The 15571-nt window shown below is 66.3% G+C and carries 14 protein-coding genes; 7 read left to right on the top strand and 7 right to left on the bottom strand.

Going from position 1 to position 15571, the window contains the following annotated elements:
* Positions 1-359 precede the first annotated feature (359 nt).
* Positions 360-2246 (top strand): ribosomal protection-like ABC-F family protein, encoded by a 1887-nt coding sequence (gene abc-f, locus K320_RS0112960; protein ID WP_024539268.1) that lies wholly within the window; start codon positions 360-362, stop codon positions 2244-2246.
* 6 nt (positions 2247-2252) lie between these two features.
* On the opposite strand, the gene purU is transcribed toward abc-f, so the two are convergent.
* The gene (gene purU, locus K320_RS0112955) at positions 2253-3101 is read right to left on the bottom strand and encodes a formyltetrahydrofolate deformylase (RefSeq protein ID WP_024539267.1); all 849 of its coding nucleotides are present in this window, start codon (positions 3099-3101) and stop codon (positions 2253-2255) included.
* A 112-nt stretch (positions 3102-3213) separates the two neighbouring features.
* On the bottom strand, positions 3214-4776 hold the full coding sequence (locus K320_RS0112950; RefSeq protein ID WP_024539266.1) for an ABC transporter substrate-binding protein: 1563 nt from the start codon (positions 4774-4776) through the stop codon (positions 3214-3216).
* 122 nt (positions 4777-4898) lie between these two features.
* On the opposite strand from K320_RS0112950, the gene K320_RS19665 reads away from it, so the two are divergent.
* Together K320_RS19665 and K320_RS0112940 are read left to right on the top strand one after the other, a co-directional pair.
* A complete protein-coding gene (locus K320_RS19665; RefSeq protein ID WP_024539265.1) occupies positions 4899-6929 on the top strand; it encodes a diguanylate cyclase domain-containing protein in 2031 nt (676 codons plus the stop codon).
* On the top strand, positions 6926-7594 hold the full coding sequence (locus K320_RS0112940; RefSeq protein ID WP_024539264.1) for an HAD family hydrolase: 669 nt from the start codon (positions 6926-6928) through the stop codon (positions 7592-7594). Before K320_RS19665 ends, K320_RS0112940 begins: the two co-directional genes overlap by 4 nt.
* Here K320_RS0112940 and K320_RS0112935 read toward each other — a convergent pair.
* The 4 genes from K320_RS0112935 to K320_RS0112920 form a co-directional block, all read right to left on the bottom strand.
* The gene (locus K320_RS0112935; protein WP_024539263.1) at positions 7581-8336 is read right to left on the bottom strand and encodes a sulfite exporter TauE/SafE family protein; all 756 of its coding nucleotides are present in this window, start codon (positions 8334-8336) and stop codon (positions 7581-7583) included. The genes K320_RS0112940 and K320_RS0112935 overlap by 14 nt on opposite strands.
* A 130-nt stretch (positions 8337-8466) precedes the next feature.
* Complete coding sequence (gene ybeY / locus K320_RS0112930; RefSeq protein ID WP_024539262.1) at positions 8467-8922, bottom strand: rRNA maturation RNase YbeY; 456 nt, start codon at positions 8920-8922, stop codon at positions 8467-8469.
* A gap of 64 nt (positions 8923-8986) precedes the next feature.
* Entirely contained in the window at positions 8987-9367 is a 381-nt protein-coding gene (panD, locus tag K320_RS0112925) for an aspartate 1-decarboxylase (protein ID WP_024539261.1), read from the bottom strand.
* An 18-nt stretch (positions 9368-9385) separates the two neighbouring features.
* Positions 9386-10333: a PhoH family protein gene (locus K320_RS0112920; protein WP_024539260.1), complete on the bottom strand. Its 948-nt coding sequence runs from the start codon at positions 10331-10333 to the stop codon at positions 9386-9388.
* A gap of 48 nt (positions 10334-10381) precedes the next feature.
* Here K320_RS0112920 and ruvA point away from each other — a divergent pair, with 48 nt between their 5' ends.
* From ruvA to ruvB, 3 genes are read left to right on the top strand one after another with little or no spacing between them, the layout of a single operon-like run.
* Complete coding sequence (gene ruvA / locus K320_RS0112915) at positions 10382-10954, top strand: Holliday junction branch migration protein RuvA (RefSeq protein ID WP_024539259.1); 573 nt, start codon at positions 10382-10384, stop codon at positions 10952-10954.
* A gap of 10 nt (positions 10955-10964) precedes the next feature.
* Positions 10965-12380: a trypsin-like peptidase domain-containing protein gene (locus K320_RS0112910; protein WP_024539258.1), complete on the top strand. Its 1416-nt coding sequence runs from the start codon at positions 10965-10967 to the stop codon at positions 12378-12380.
* A 15-nt stretch (positions 12381-12395) separates the two neighbouring features.
* The gene (gene ruvB, locus K320_RS0112905) at positions 12396-13478 is read left to right on the top strand and encodes a Holliday junction branch migration DNA helicase RuvB (RefSeq protein WP_024539257.1); all 1083 of its coding nucleotides are present in this window, start codon (positions 12396-12398) and stop codon (positions 13476-13478) included.
* Here ruvB and K320_RS0112900 read toward each other — a convergent pair.
* Positions 13457-14401 (bottom strand): LysR family transcriptional regulator, encoded by a 945-nt coding sequence (locus tag K320_RS0112900; protein ID WP_029696123.1) that lies wholly within the window; start codon positions 14399-14401, stop codon positions 13457-13459. The two genes, ruvB and K320_RS0112900, sit on opposite strands and share 22 nt — an antisense overlap.
* A gap of 79 nt (positions 14402-14480) precedes the next feature.
* Here K320_RS0112900 and K320_RS0112895 point away from each other — a divergent pair, with 79 nt between their 5' ends.
* Complete coding sequence (locus tag K320_RS0112895; protein WP_024539255.1) at positions 14481-15548, top strand: aromatic ring-hydroxylating dioxygenase subunit alpha; 1068 nt, start codon at positions 14481-14483, stop codon at positions 15546-15548.
* Positions 15549-15571 lie beyond the last annotated feature (23 nt).

Raw genomic sequence — 15571 nt, 5'->3', positions numbered from 1 at the left:
AGGATCAAACTCTTCAGTTCGATCTTGTTAAATTTAAGGTCTTGCGACCTCACTCATAAAAACGGAATTGAAGTGAACTTCACTTCTATCTCCATGAGCGTTTGTTTCAGACCCATCCCAAAGGACGAGCCCAGCAGGCACTCACCAGGAGCACCACCAAACGCCCACGCTTATCGGCTGTAACTTGTTAACGATCCCTTCTCCCCCACAAAAACCCCACAGATCAAGTCCGGGAGCATCCCTTGCAAAGAAGCGCTGCGATCAGCGAAGCCTTGCATTGTATACCCGTTTTTACGAACCGCGCAAGAAGTTGAGGAAAAAATTTGGATGACCTCCTTCCCGCCTCGATAATTCCACCCATGGCACTGATGACACTGATGGATGGGCAGCTGGCCTTCGGGCACTGGCCCCTGCTGGACAAGGCCAGCTTTGCACTGGAGGCGCAGGAGCGCGTGGGACTGATAGGGCGCAATGGCGCCGGCAAGTCGTCGTTGCTCAAGATTCTGGCCAATCTGGCGGCCCTGGACGACGGTCTGCTCGCAGTGCAGCAGGGCACCCGGATCGCCTACGTAGCGCAGGAGCCTGAATTGCAGGCGCAGACGACGGTATTTGAGGCCGTGTCACTGGGCCTTGCGCAGGTGAAGGCCTTGCGCGAGCGCTACCAGCATGCCGGCAATGCGGCAGAGCTTGCGAGCCTGCAGGCCGAGATCGAGGCGCTGGATGCATGGAACTGGGAACAGCGCGTGCAGGAGGCCCTGCAGCGCCTGCACCTGGATGGGGACGGCAAGGTGGGCGAGCTCTCGGGCGGCATGCAAAAGCGCGTGGCACTGGCCCAGGCGCTGGTGGCACGCCCCCATGTGCTGCTGCTGGACGAGCCGACCAACCATCTGGACCTGGAGGCGATCGAGTGGCTGGAGGACCTGCTGCTGGGCTTTGCCGGCAGCGTGGTGACGATCACGCACGACCGCAGCTTTCTGGACCGCATTGCCACGCGCATCGTGGAGCTCGATCGCGGCAAGCTCCATTCCTACCCCGGCAATTTCGCGGCCTACCAGCGACAGAAGGCCGACCAGCTGGCGCAGGAAGAGGCCATCAACGCCAAGGCCGACAAGCTGCTGGCCCAAGAAGAGGTGTGGATACGCAAGGGCGTGGAGGCGCGTCGCACACGCAGCCAGAGCCGCATCACGCGGCTGCACGACCTGCGCCGCGAGCACGCGCAGCGGCGCAACGCCCTGGGGCGCGTGAAGCTGGATGTGGATTCCGGCCGCAGCAGCGGCTACCAGGGCAAGATCGTGGCGCAACTGGAGAACGTGGGCAAGGCGTTTGGCGACAAGGCGATCGTCACGGATTTCACCGCCACCATTTTGCGCGGCGACAAGGTCGGTCTGATCGGCCCCAACGGCGCGGGCAAGACCACCTTGCTCAAACTGATGCTGGGCGAGCTGCAGCCGGACAGCGGCGAAATCAAGCGCGGCGCCAACCTGCAAATTGCCTACTTTGACCAGATGCGGGCGCAGCTGGACCTGGACGCCACGCTGGAAGACTTCATCAGCCCGGGCAGCGAATGGATAGAGATCGGCCAGGAGCGCAAGCATGTGAAGAGTTACCTGGGCGACTTCCTGTTCTCCCCGGCACGCGCGCACTCTCCGGTGCGTTCGCTCTCGGGCGGCGAGCGCAACCGCCTGCTGCTGGCGCGCCTGTTCGCCCGCCCTGCGAATGTGCTGGTGCTGGACGAGCCGACCAACGATCTCGATATCGACACGCTGGAACTGCTGGAAGAACTGCTGCAGACCTACGACGGCACGGTCTTCCTCGTGAGCCACGACCGGCGCTTCATCGATAACGTGGTGACCAGCATCATCGCCAGCGAAGGCGAGGGGCGCTGGCGTGAATACGAGGGCGACGTCGAAGATTGGCTGACGCAATCCCGGCGCAGCCGCACGCTGGCCAGTCCCAAGGACGCATCGCCCGAAAATTCAAGCAAAACCAGCATCAAGCCCAATACTGGAGAGCGCGAGAAGCTACAAAAAAAGAAGTTGAGCTACAAAGAGCAGCGCGAGCTGGAGCAATTGCCCGCCCAGATCGAGGCGTTGGAAGCGGAGCAGCAGGCGCTACGCGAGACGCTGGCCGACGGCACGCTCTACGCGAGCGACCACGAACGCGCAGCGCAGCTGGCCCAGCGCGACGGTGCCATTGAAGACCTGCTGATGCAGGCCCTGGAACGCTGGGAAACGCTCTCCGGCTGAAGGCCGCTACCGAAACACCACCGTCTTGTGGCCGTCCAGCAGCACGCGGTGCTCGCTGTGCCATTTGACGGCGCGTGCCAGCACCTGGCTTTCCGTGTCGCGTCCGCGCGCGGCAAGGTCTTCCACCGTATCGGTATGGTCCACGCGCGCCACGTCCTGCTCGATGATCGGGCCTTCGTCGAGGTCGGCCGTCACGTAGTGCGCCGTGGCGCCGATGAGCTTCACACCGCGCTCGTGCGCCTGGTAGTAGGGCTTGGCACCCTTGAAGCTCGGCAGGAAGCTGTGGTGGATATTGATCGCCCGCCCGGCCAGCCGGGTGCACATGTCGTTGGACAGGATCTGCATGTAGCGCGCCAGCACCACCAGTTCGGCGCCTGCGGCATCGATGATCTCCAGCTGCCGCTGCTCCACCTGCGCCTTGGTGGCGGCGGTGACGGGCAGATGATGGAACGGAATGTCGTAGCCGGCGGCCAGTTGGTAGAAATCGCGGTGGTTGCTGATGATGGCCGCCACTTCGACGGCCAGCAGACCGCTTTTCACGCGAAACAGCAAGTCGTTCAGGCAATGGCCCTGCTGGCTCACCAGGATCACCGTCTTCATGGGCCGCGCGCGGTCGCGCAGGCTCCAGCGCATCGCGTAGGGCTCGGCAAACCCCGCAAGGCGCGCCGTCAGCGCCGCATGGTCATGCCGGTCGCAGAAAAACTGCACCCGCATGAAAAACAGGCCGGTGGCCGGATCGTTGTATTGCGCGGCTTCTTCGATGTTGCCGCCATGTTCGAGCAGAAAGCCGGAGACGGCGTGCACCAGCCCGAGGCGATCCGGGCAGGACAAGGTCAGCACATAGGTGTGATTCATGCCGGTGATTGTCGCAGCAGGAAGCTCCCGCGGGGCCGCGGCGGTCTCTCATTCAGTATTGAATACATAGCTGGCAGCGCCCGTATTCACTGCGTCGGGCACCATTTTTTCGCTATTCCCACCACATGGCCGCGAGGTCGTGCGCCACGATGGGGTAATTGACCCACGCGCCGCGCAGGCCCTTGCGCGCCACCGTGCCCACCTGCGGCGTATAGATCCAGGCGTTGACGGCGTCATGGGCCAGAAAGCGCTGGATGCGTGCAAACAATTGCTGGCGCTCGCGCGCATTGGTGCTCGTGGCATGGCGTGCGACCAGCGCACGAAACGCGCTGCTGTCGTAGTGAAAGTAGTAGGCCGGGTCGGTGTAGATGAGGTAGTCCAGCGGCTCGACATGGTTGATGAAAGTCATGTCGAAATCGCCCTTGAACGGCCCCGCCAGCCATTGCGCCCACGTCATGGGCACCGGTTCCACGCGGATGCCCACGGCCGCCAAGTAGTGGGCCAGCAGCGGCGCGCCGGTGACCGCGTACGGCGTGGGCGGCAACGCCAGCTGCAGGCGCAAAGGGGTACGCACACCCGCTTCCGCCAGCAGCGCGCGTGCTGTTTCGGGGTTGTAGGGGTACAGGCTTTCCAGGTGCAGGTAACCCGGATCGGTCGGTGCGAAGTGGCTGCCGATCGGGACGCCGCGCCCGCCGAAGGCCTGGCGGATCAGGCTTTCGCGATCGATGGCATGCGTGAGGGCGCGGCGCACCCGCGCGTCATCGAGCGGTTTGCGCCGGTTGTTCAGTGCCAGCATGGCCTTGCCGCTGGACGCGCCCACCAGCAGTTGAAAGCCTGCGTTGCGCTCGAAGCGCTGCACCGTCGGGGTCGCGAACTGGAAGAGAAAGTCCAGTTCGCCGTCATCCAGCGCCGCCGCCTGCTGGTCGGGGTCGGTGATGAAGCGGAACACGCCCTCCTCGATCTGCGGCGTGCCGCGGTCATGGTGCGGCGCACGCACCAGGCGCAGGCTGTGGCCCTTGGTCCAGCGGTCCAGCCGGTACGGCCCGGTGCCGACCGGTTGCGTGGCCGCCTGGCCCGCGCTGTCGGGGTGCAGGATCACCGCCGTGTTTTCGCCCAGATGGAAGAGAAACTGCGCATCCGCGTGGTGCAGCGTGATGTCGATCTGATGGGTGCCGCGCGCCTCGATGCGCGCCATGTTGGCAAACAGCGCCTTGCGCGCCTTGTTGGTCGATCCGGGGGCGGCCGCGCGCTCGAAACTGAAGCGCACCGCCTGCGCGGCAAGCGCGCTGCCGTCGTGAAAATACACCCCCTGGCGCAGGTGAAAGCGGTAGTGCAGCCCGTCGTCGCTGGCACTCCAGTGCTCGGCCAGCAGCGGCGCCACGCTGCCGCTCTCCTCGATCCGGGTGAGCCCCTCCAGGATGTTGTAGTGCGTGGCGCCGCCCACGGCCGCCAGCGCATCCATGGTGGGATCCAGACTGGAGGGCTCCTGCGTGGTGCCCAGCGTCACGCGGCGCGCGGAACCCGCAGCCTGTGCCGGCCGCACCCAGGCCGCCGCGGCACTGCCGCATGCCAGCAGGCTTGCCAGCGCCTCGCGCCGACGCCATCCCGAGAGGGCACCTGAATCCGCATCCGCATCCGCGCCCGCACACCCCTGACTGCCCGTCCGCACTGCCATTGACCACCTTGTTGAGTGCCACGCCTCCCCCGGCGCATAGTGCCAACGGGCTATTTCGGCATGTTTCGAAGTGTGACATAGTAAGCCTTCTCTGCTCCATTTCCCGGCCTCCACTGCTGCAGATGTCTCCCGCTGCCCCGCTTACCCGACAGTCCCCGCGCACCCTTGCCGCACTCACACTGCTGCTGATCGCCGTTTTTTCGGCCACGGGCTGGGGCCTGTGGAACAGCTATGCCAACCGCGAAGCACGCTTTCGCCACCAGGTGGAAGCGGGGCTCAATGCGATCAACGAGCTGCAGGTGAGCTCCGTCGCGACGTGGCGTGCGCGGCGCGTGGCCGAGGCCGGCATGCTCAGCGACGATCCGACGCTTGCCGATGCCACCGCGGCCTGGCTTTCCGGGCGCAATCCGGCCGAAGAGGTGGCGTTGCGTGAACGGCTGCGCTCGCTGGTCGAGCGCCTGCAGTACGGCAACGCCTGGCTGGTGAACCCGCAGGGCCGGCTGCTGCTGGCAGCGCATGGCGCGCGCCGCGGCGAGCTGCCGGTGGCGGAGCAGCAGGCGCTGGCGCGTGCCTTTGAGCTGGCGGTGCCCGCAGTCGTCGGGCTGCGCAGCGACCAAGGCATTGGCTACCCGTTCTACAGCCTGCTTGCGCCCTTGTTTGATGCCCAGGGCACGGCGCTGGGCGCGATCTGGCTGGTGATGAATGCCAACACCACGCTGTTTCCGCTGCTGCAGACCTGGCCCACCAGCAGCCAGAGCGCGGAATCCCTGCTGGTGCGGCGCGAAGGCGATGGCATGCAGATGCTGAGCCCGCTGCGCCACCGCGATGACCCGCCGCTGAGTCTGCATCTCTCGTCCAAGGATGCACAGGATCCGGTGGCCGCCCAGCTGGCGCAGGGCGTGCGCGGCACGCTTCAGGGGTCGGACTACCGCAATCAGCCGGTACTGGCCACCGTCGGCGCCATCCCCGAAAGCGACTGGCTGATCATCTCCAAGGTGGACCGCGCCGAAGCCTTCTCCGACAGCGAGCAGCGCGAGGGACTGGCGGTGCTGCTGATCGCCAGCCTGGCGCTGCTCTTCACCGGCAGCCTGGTGCTGCTGTGGCTGCGCAGCGCCTGGCAGCGCGAGCGCACGCTCAAGCATGATCTGCAAGAGCACATGCTGTGGCTGGATGCGGCGCAAATGGCCGCGGCGATCGGCTACTACGCCTACGATACCGCGACCCGGCGCTACGCCATCTCGCCCATGGCGGCCGAGATTTACGGCTTCGCCGGCCGCTCCACGGTATCGCGCGAAGACTGGCTTGCCGCCGTCCACCCGCACGATCGCAACTGGGTATGGGACTACACCGGCCAGGCCCTCAAGGACCGCCGCGCGCTGCGCATGCAGCACCGCATCGTGCGCGTGAACGACCAGGCGACACGCTGGATCGAGGTGCTCGGCGACTTCATGCAGGACGCGCCCGGCGCCGCCACGCGCATCGTCGGCACGATGCAGGACATCACCGAGCGCAAGCTGACGGAAGAGCGCCTGGAGCACTACCGCCAGGAGCTGGAAGCCCAGGTGCGCCTGGACCCGCTGACGCAGGTGGCCAACCGGCTGGCATTGGACGAAGCCCTGTCGCAGGAATGGGCGCGGGCACAGCGCGCCCACACGCCGGTGGCGCTGCTGATGATCGACATCGACCTGTTCAAGGCCTTCAACGACCACCACGGCCATGTCGCGGGCGACCAGTGCCTGCGCCGCGTGGCCCAGGCGCTGATGCAATCGACCGGGCGCGCCGGCGATCTGGTGGCGCGCTACGGCGGCGAGGAATTCGCCGTGCTGCTGCCCGGCACGGATGAAGAGCAGGCACGCACCGTCGGCGAGCGGCTGCGCCACGCCGTGCGCGAACTGGGGCTGCAGCATCTGCCGGGCGAAGACGGCCACCCGGTCACCATCAGCGTGGGCGCCGCCAGCGTCTGGCCGCACGCCCAGCCCGCGCCCGGCGCGACCGAGCCGACCGGACTGGAACTGGCCAATGAGCTGGTGCACCGCGCGGATACCGCGCTGTACGCCGCCAAGGCGCAAGGGCGCGACCGGGTGGCATCGTGGCTGCCGGGCATGGGGCAATCGACGCTGTTTGACCTGGCCCCGCCGGCGACATTGCAATGAGCTTTCAGGCAGTGCTTTTCGACTGCGACGGCGTGCTGGTGGACAGCGAAGCCATCACCAACGGCGTGCTGTGCCGGATGCTCAACGAAGCCGGCTGGGCACTTTCGCCGCAGGCGTGCCTGCGCATCTTCATCGGCAAGGCGGTGCGCAGCGAAACCGAGCGCATCGAGCGCGAAACCGGCCAGCCGTTGACCGATGCCTGGATGGCGGCCTTCTACGCGCGGCGCAATGAACGCTTGATCGCAGAGCTGCAAGCCATGCCCGGCGCCGTGCAGGCCGTGCGCACGCTGCATGCGCGGCTTGGCGGGCGCATCGCCTGCGCCTCGGGTGCGGACCTGGCCAAGGTGCAGATGCAGCTGGCGCAGGTCGGTCTGGCGCCCTACTTCGGCGCGCATGTCTTCAGCGGCCACGACCTGCCGGCCAGCAAGCCCGCGCCGGACGTGTACCTGGCCGCCGCCGCCAGCCTGGGCGTGGCGCCCGGGCGCTGCCTGGTGGTGGAGGACACGGCCATCGGCGTGCGCGCCGGCGTTGCCGCAGGCGCCACCGTGGTGGGTTTCTGCCCGCCGCAGGGCGCCGTCAACACCGAGGCGCAATTGCGCGAGGCTGGCGCGGTGCATGTGCTTGCCGACATGCACCAGCTTCCCGCCTGGATCAGCGCAGCTTGATGAAGAACAGCACCGTCATCACCAGCCCGATGACGACGATGCTCCAGCGCAGCACGGCGGGCGGCAGCTTGCGCGCACCGCGCGCGCCGAGGTAGCCGCCAAGCGTGGCGGCCACCATCATGATGAGGGCTTCCTTCCACTGCACGATGCCGCCCACCGCATAGATCGCCACGGCAATCGCGGTGAGCAGGGTCGACACCAGATTCTTGATCGCGTTCATTGCATTGAGCCGCGTCTGGCCCAGCAGCCCGAACAGCGCCAGCATCAGAATGCCCATGCCGCCGTTGAAATAGCCGCCGTAACCCGCCACCAGCAGCAAGCCCGCCACCGCTTTTGCGCGCGAGGGCTGCGCGCCCTCGGCACGCTGGCTGTCGGCCCAGCGGCGGATCTGCGGCCCGAAGGCGAACATGGCGGTGGCCAGCAGCAACAGCCAGGGAATCAGGCGATTGAACGCGGCATCCGAAGTCACCAGCAGCAGCGCCGCACCCAGCACGCCACCGACCAACGAAAGCAGGATCACCAGGCGCATCGACAGACCGGGCGCCGGCTCCATGTCCTCGCGCGAACCGGCGATGCTGGCGACATAGCCCGGCAGCAGCGCCACCGTGCCGGTGGCATTGGCGACGATCGGCGGCACACCCACAAAAATCAGCGCGGGCAGCGTGAGAAAGCTGCCGCCGCCGGCAACGGCATTGAGCGTGCCGGCGAAAAAAGCGGCGATGAGCAGAAGAGCGATGTCCATGAGGCGTGAGGCGTGAGGCGTGAGGCGTGGGGCGTGGGGCGTGGGGCGTGGGGCGTGGGGCGTGAGGCGTGAGGCGTGGGGCAAGGCATACCTGTGGTGGTTTCCTCGCTCAACGCTCAACGCCGAACGCTCAACCTCCCCCGTAGGGATCTGAAAAGCCCAGCCCCGCAAGAATGGTGGTCTCGCGCGCTTCCATCGCACGCGCATCGTCCTCGCCGGTTTCATGGTCCCAGCCCTGGGCATGCAGCGCACCGTGCACCAGCAGGTGGGCGTAGTGCTCCTCCAGGGTCTTGTTCTGTTCGCGCGCCTCGCGCTGCACCACCGGGGCGCACAGCACCAGATCGGCCAGCACGGTGGGTTCCTGCTGGTAATCGAAGGTCAGTACATTGGTGGCGTAGTCCTTGTGGCGGTAGCTGCGGTTGAGCTCGCGGCCTTCCTCCTCGCCGACGATGCGCACCGTGATCTCGGCAGGCCGGTCGAGCGCGTGGCGAATCCAGCGCGCGACTTTGTGGCGCGCCAGCAGCGCACGGTGCTGCGACGCATCGCGTGCGATCTGCAGGGAAAGCGCGAGGGCACTGAGTTTCATTTAACCAACAAAATGGGCCTATGACGCTTATGCAGCAAGCGATGACAGCTATTGAAATAGTTGCTCACAGCATCTGCGTCGGTACCTTGTGCGTCAGCGAGACCTGGCGGTTTTTCTCGTCGACGAAGACCAGGCGCGGCTGGTGCGTGGCCAGTTCCTCCTCGCTCACCTGCGCGAAGGCCGCGATGATGAGCAGATCGCCCACGCAGGCGCGGCGCGCGGCCGATCCATTCACGGAAATCATGCCGCTGCCGCGCTGGCCCTTGATGGCGTAGGTGACGAAGCGCTGGCCGCTGTCCACGTTCCAGATGTGCACCTGCTCGTTTTCGACGATGCCCGCTGCGTCGAGCAGATCCTCATCGATGGCGCAGGAGCCCTCGTAGTGCAGGTCGCAAAGCGTGGCACGCACGCGGTGAATCTTGGATTTGAGCAGAGTACGGATCATGGGGGTAGGGCAGAAAAATCAGGTCGCGCTGCGCGCCTTGCGCTGCGCATCATAGGCATCGACGATGCGCGCCACCAGCGGATGGCGCACCACATCGGCGCTGGTGAAGTGCGTGGTGGCGATGCCTTGCACACGCCTGAGGATACGCTCCGCGTCCACCAGGCCGCTGGTTGCCCCGCGGGGCAGATCCACCTGGCTGATGTCGCCCGTCACGACGGCCCTGGAGCCAAAGCCGATGCGCGTGAGGAACATCTTCATCTGTTCCGGCGTGGTGTTCTGCGCTTCATCGAGGATGACGAAGGCGTTGTTCAGCGTCCTGCCGCGCATGAAGGCCAGCGGCGCGATCTCCAGCTGGGCGCGCTCGAAGGCTTTCTGCACACGCTCGAATCCCATCAGCTCGTACAGCGCGTCATAGAGCGGGCGCAGGTAGGGATCGACCTTCTGCGTCAGATCGCCCGGGAGAAACCCCAGGCGCTCGCCCGCCTCCACCGCCGGACGCGTGAGGACGATGCGCTGCACGCCGTTCCTCTCCAGCGCATCGACCGCGCAGGCCACCGCCAGGTACGTCTTGCCGGTGCCCGCGGGGCCGATGCCGAAGGTGATGTCGTGCGCCGCGATGTTGGCCAGATACACGCTCTGGTTGGGCGTGCGCGCCTTCAGGTCGGCACGGCGCGTGCTTAACTGAATGGCGCCGTCGGCATCTTCGGCCAGCTGCAGATCGCTGGCCAGCACCAGCTGCACCTGTTCGGGGCGCAGGGGCCGCGCCGCCATCTCGTACAGCGCCTGCAGCACCTCCATCGCGCGCGTGGCCTGCGCCTTGGCGCCCTCCACCTTGAACTGCTCATGCCGATGCGCAACCTTCACCTGCAGCGCGATTTCGATGCTGCGCAGATACTCGTCGGCGGGCCCGCACAGGTGCGCAAGGCGGGTATTGTTCAAGGGAATGAAGGTATGGCGCAGGATCACGCAGATAATTTCCGTCAGGCGCCGCAAGGGTTGCGGCAAAGGATGTGAATGATAGGCAAACTCACCGGACAGCTGCTGGAGAAGAACCCGCCCGAGGTGCTCATTGACTGCCACGGCGTGGGTTACGAGGTGCTGGTGCCGATGAGTACCTTCTACCACCTGCCGGCCACCGGCGAGCCGGTCAGCCTGCTGACGCAGTTCATCGTGCGCGAGGACGCGCAGCTGCTCTACGGTTTTGCCACGGCGGCCGAGCGCCAGACCTTTCGCGAGCTCATCAAGGTCAGCGGCGTGGGGCCGCGCACCGCGCTGGCGATTCTCTCGGGCATAGGCGCGGCAGACCTCGCGCAGGCGGTGACGCTGCAGGAAGCAGGCCGCCTGGTGAAAGTACCGGGCATCGGCAAGAAAACCGCCGAGCGGCTGCTGCTGGAGCTCAAGGGCAAGCTGGGCGCCGACATCGGCGCCCGCGCGCAGCCCGGCAGCCAGGCGCAGACGGATATCCTGCAGGCGCTGCTGGCGCTGGGCTACAACGACAAGGAAGCCGCCGCTGCGCTCAAGGCACTGCCAACTGACGTGGGCGTGAGCGAGGGCATCAAGCTCGCGCTCAAGGCGCTGGCCAAATAACAGGACAACCATGCACACAACGCGTTTCCAGCGGATCTCATCGCTTTGCCTCTTGCTGGCACTGGCGGCCTGCGGCGGTGGTTCGGACGCACCGGCTCCCGCACCATCGCCAGCGCCTGCACCGGCCCCCGGCTCCAATCGCATCGAACCCTATGACCCCGGGCCGCTGCTGAAGCAGGCACCCTTGCCCCAGGCCGAGCTGCCGCTGGTCAGCGCGGTGCCCGGCGCCACCATCACCCTGCCCCTGCTCCCGCCGCCCCTCGCCAAGGCCGGCGATACGCAGCAGGCAGGCACACCGCTGCAGATCGGCACGGGGCGTTCGATCACCGCCACCGCGGACGAGGCATCCACCGCGGCACTGCTGCAATGGCAGCCGGCGGAGCACGGCATGCAGCAGGCCGCGCTGCGCTTTCACGCCGATGGAGCGCAGGGCCTGCGCCTGGGGCTGGCCGTGCGGGCACTGCCAGATGCCGCGCAATTGCTGGTTCAGAGCGCGGACGGACAGGCCCGGCCCATCGACACCGCGCTGCTGCCAGCCGCCGCGCCGCTGTACTGGAGCCCCGAAGTGGCCGGAGAAGAAGCCACCCTCGTCATCCAGATTCCCGCAGCAGCATCGCCGCCGCAGGTGCGCCTGGCGGTACCGCGCCTGTCGCAGACCACCCTGGCGCCCGGGCAGGCACCAACGCTGGCCAAAGCCGGCGCGGGCAGCTGCGAAGTAAGCGTCGCCTGCAGCCCGGACTACATCGAGCAGGGCCGCTCGGTCGCGCGCCTGCGCTTCGTCGAGGCCAGCGGAGACGCCTTCCAGTGCAGTGGCACGCTGATGAACGACATGGCCTCCAGCGGCACGCCCTACCTGCTCACGGCCCGCCACTGCATCGCAGACCAGGCGACGGCCGCCACGCTCACGACCGACTGGCTGCTGCGCGCCAGCGCCTGCGGCAGTCCGGCCCCTTACGCGGGCCACGCACAGCGCACCGGCGGCGCCACGCTGCTCTACACCAGCACCAGCACGGACACCACGCTGCTGCGCCTGAACGATGCGGTGCCCGCAGGCGTGGTCTACGCCGGCTCGTATTTCGGCGCCAATGTCGTCGCGGGCACGGCCATCTCGGATGTGCATCACCCCGAGGGCGACTTGCAGCGCGTCAGCACCGGCGCCATCATCGGCTACAGCAACTGCAGCAGCAGCCTGTGCCAGGACACCGACCGCAGCCTGGCCCGCTTCTACGCGGTGCGCTGGCAGCAGGGCGTGGTCGAGCCGGGCAGCAGCGGCTCCGGCGCCTTCACCGCCATGGGCTCGCGCCGCTATCTGGTGGGGCAGCTCTTTGGCGGAACGTCCAGCTGCAGTGCGCCCAACGGCACGGACTACTTCGCACGCTTCGACGTGAACTACGCGAATGCGCTGCACCAGTGGCTCAATCCTTGACGCAGCCGCACGCCCATGAGCATCCACACCGACGACTTCGCCGCCCCGTCCGCGCCCGCCCATGCCCGCGTGATCTCGGCGGCGCCCGCCTCACCCCAGGAAGAGGCGCTGGAGCGCGCGCTGCGCCCCAAGCTGCTGCAGGAGTACGTGGGCCAGGCCAAGGCGCGCGAGCAGCTGGAAATTTTCATCGGCGCCGCCAGGAAGCGCGGCGAAGCGCTGGACCATGTGCTGTTGTTCGGCCCGCCCGGCCTGGGCAAGACCACGCTCTCGCACATCATCGCGCACGAGTTGGGCGTGCAGCTGCGCCAGACCAGCGGCCCGGTGCTGGAAAAGCCCAAGGACCTCGCCGCGTTGCTCACCAATCTGGAGCGCAACGATGTGCTCTTCATCGACGAAATCCACCGTCTCTCGCCGGTGGTCGAGGAAATCCTCTACCCCGCGCTGGAGGATTACCAGATCGACATCATGATCGGCGAGGGCCCTGCGGCGCGCTCGATCAAGCTCGATCTGCAGCCCTTCACGCTGGTGGGCGCCACCACCCGCGCCGGCATGCTCACCAACCCGCTGCGCGACCGCTTCGGCATCGTCGCGCGGCTGGAGTTCTACACCGCCGAGGAACTCTCGCGCATCGTCACCCGCTCCAGTGGCCTGATGAACGCCCCCATCGAAGCAGATGCCAGCCTGGAGGTCGCGCGCCGCTCGCGCGGCACCCCGCGCATCGCCAACCGCCTGCTGCGCCGCGTGCGCGACTACGCCGACGTGAAGGGCGATGGGCGCATCACGCTCGATATCGCCCGGCGCGCGCTGGCCATGCTGGACGTGGACCCACAGGGCTTTGACGTGATGGACCGCAAATTTCTCGAAGCCGTGGTGCAGCGCTTTGACGGCGGCCCCGTGGGGCTGGACAACATCGCGGCCAGCATCGGTGAAGAAGCCGGCACCATCGAGGACGTGATCGAGCCCTATCTGATTCAGCAAGGCTTTCTGCAGCGCACCCCGCGCGGGCGCGTGGCCACGCTCGCCGCCTGGCGGCACCTGGGCCTGCAGCCAAGCAGCACTGCAGGAGGACTGTTCGATCAGGCTTCTGGCCCGGCGTAGATATCGGGGTAGGTCTCGAAACTCTGCTTGATGAGCTCGCGCAGCCAGACCAGACCCGGTTCGTGGTGGAACAGCGGATGCCAGTACTGGTTGATGGCAAACGTCGGCAGTTCCACAGGCGGCTGCAGCATGCGCACCGTGCCCAGGCGGGCGAAGACATTGCCCAGTTCCAGCGGCACGGTGGCGATCAGCTCGGGGTTTTGTTCCAGCAGCAGCGGCACCATCAGGAAGTGGGGCGTGCGCAGCACCACGGTGCGCCTGATTCCCGTGTCTTCCAGCACCTTGTCGTAGGCCACAGGCTCGCGTCCCGTCAGGGTCACCACGATCTGCGGCGTCTGTTCGAACTGCGCCAGGCTGATGTCCTGCCCCCACCGGGTGTTGTCCGCATGGGTGATCGTCACGAAGCTGTGCATGAACAGGCGCTGCTTGTACAAGCCATCCGGCGCTGTCCGGTAGGAGCCTATGGCTAGGTCGACGGTGCCCTCGGCCAGCAGTTTCTCGATCTGTTCGGCGGGCACCTGCAAGGTCCGCAGCGAGCACTGCGGCGCTTCAAGCCGCAAGCGCCTGAGCAGCGTGGGCAGGAAGACCAGTTCGCCCATGTCCGTGATGCACAGCACGAATTCACGCTCCGCGGCCTGCGGCTGGAATACCGCCTGCGTGCGGATGCGCTGGCGCACCGTGGACATGACATCGAAGACGGCGGGCTGCAGCGCCTGCGCCTTGGGGGTCGGCACCATCGCGTTGCCCGACTTGACGAACAGCGGATCATCAAAAAATTCACGCAAGCGATTGAGCGCATGGCTGGCCGCGCTTTGCGTCATGTCCAGACTGCGCGCCGCACGCGTCACGCTGCGTTCGGAAAGCAGGGCCTCCAGCACCCGCAGCAGATTCAGGTCGAAGGCATCCATATGAATCTTGTGCATTGTTTGTATGAGAACAATGATATTGCTGCATTCAAGAAGAACCCATACAGTTCATCGGCCTATTCATCAGGAGACCGAGATGTGGCTTCGCAATTGCTGGTACGTCATCGCCTGGGACCATGAGATCCCGGCGGCCACCGAAGGCACGCTGTTTTCCCGCAAGGTGCTGGGCGAGCCCATCCTCGTCTACCGCACCGCGGACGGCACATTCGCCGCGCTGGAAGATCGCTGCTGCCATCGCCACGCGCCCCTGTCGATCGGCCGGCGCGAAGGCGACGCCGTGCGCTGCGGCTACCACGGGATGATGTTCAATGCCAGTGGCCAATGCGTAGACCTGCCAGGCATGGAGCGCATTCCGCCCCGGGCGCAGGTCAAGACCTATCCGGTCGCCTGCAAGAACAACTGGGTTTTCGTCTGGATGGGGGATCCGGCCCTGGCGGATGAGAAAAATTTGCCGGACAACTTCTCGTGCGACCACCCGGACTGGGTCAACATCCCCGGCTATCTGCACTACGACACGCCCTACCTGCTGATCTGCGACAACCTGCTGGACTTCTCGCACCTGAGCTATGTGCACGAAAAGACGCTGGGAGGCTCCACCGCGATCGCACAGGCCCGCCCCAAAATCGAGACGGTGGACGCCGGCGGCCAGCGCGGCATCAGGGTCACGCGCCACGTGCACGATGTGCCCGCGCCGCCGTACTACCAGCGCTTTCGCAAGTTCGAATCGAACCTCGACCGCTGGTTCATCTACGACTTTCTTTTCCCCGGCACGCTGTTGATGCACTCCGGCGGGCGGCCCGTCACCGATGCGCCTGACGACCTCAGCCATGCCGTTCAGCTGCACAGCTGCCAGACGCTGACACCCGAGACGGAAACCACGACGCACTACTTTTTCCAGCAGTCGCACCGCCGCGGCGAAGGCGATTCGACGATGAAAAACTCGATGTACCGCACGCTGCTGGAGGCTTTCAACGAGGACTGCCGCATGATCACCGCGCAGTTCAAGAACCTGGCGCCGGGGGCAGAAGAGCACATGCTGCCCCTGCACTTCGATGCCGCACTGGGGCGGTTTCGCCACATGCTCGCAGACGCCGTCGCCCTGGAGCGGGCGGGCGCAATAGCAGGCGCCAGCACTTCCTCCTGACCACCACCGAACCCTGACACCGG

The organism is Comamonas badia DSM 17552 (assembly GCF_000484635.1).
Taxonomy (GTDB): Bacteria; Pseudomonadota; Gammaproteobacteria; order Burkholderiales; family Burkholderiaceae_C; genus Comamonas_C; species Comamonas_C badia.
This window is presented reverse-complemented; position numbering and strand designations above follow the sequence as displayed.

What these genes read in the sequence shown, in the direction of transcription:
- K320_RS0112910 (WP_024539258.1), top strand. Translation starts at nt 10,965, where the DNA reads ATGCACACAACGCGTTTCCAGCGGATCTCATCGCTTTGCCTCTTGCTG.
- purU (WP_024539267.1), bottom strand. Translation starts at nt 3,101, where the DNA reads ATGAATCACACCTATGTGCTGACCTTGTCCTGCCCGGATCGCCTCGGG.
- K320_RS0112895 (WP_024539255.1), top strand. Translation starts at nt 14,481, where the DNA reads ATGTGGCTTCGCAATTGCTGGTACGTCATCGCCTGGGACCATGAGATC.
- panD (WP_024539261.1), bottom strand. Translation starts at nt 9,367, where the DNA reads ATGATCCGTACTCTGCTCAAATCCAAGATTCACCGCGTGCGTGCCACG.
- abc-f (WP_024539268.1), top strand. Translation starts at nt 360, where the DNA reads ATGGCACTGATGACACTGATGGATGGGCAGCTGGCCTTCGGGCACTGG.
- K320_RS0112940 (WP_024539264.1), top strand. Translation starts at nt 6,926, where the DNA reads ATGAGCTTTCAGGCAGTGCTTTTCGACTGCGACGGCGTGCTGGTGGAC.
- ruvA (WP_024539259.1), top strand. Translation starts at nt 10,382, where the DNA reads ATGATAGGCAAACTCACCGGACAGCTGCTGGAGAAGAACCCGCCCGAG.
- K320_RS19665 (WP_024539265.1), top strand. Translation starts at nt 4,899, where the DNA reads ATGTCTCCCGCTGCCCCGCTTACCCGACAGTCCCCGCGCACCCTTGCC.
- ybeY (WP_024539262.1), bottom strand. Translation starts at nt 8,922, where the DNA reads ATGAAACTCAGTGCCCTCGCGCTTTCCCTGCAGATCGCACGCGATGCG.
- K320_RS0112950 (WP_024539266.1), bottom strand. Translation starts at nt 4,776, where the DNA reads ATGGCAGTGCGGACGGGCAGTCAGGGGTGTGCGGGCGCGGATGCGGAT.
- K320_RS0112935 (WP_024539263.1), bottom strand. Translation starts at nt 8,336, where the DNA reads ATGGACATCGCTCTTCTGCTCATCGCCGCTTTTTTCGCCGGCACGCTC.
- K320_RS0112900 (WP_029696123.1), bottom strand. Translation starts at nt 14,401, where the DNA reads ATGCACAAGATTCATATGGATGCCTTCGACCTGAATCTGCTGCGGGTG.
- ruvB (WP_024539257.1), top strand. Translation starts at nt 12,396, where the DNA reads ATGAGCATCCACACCGACGACTTCGCCGCCCCGTCCGCGCCCGCCCAT.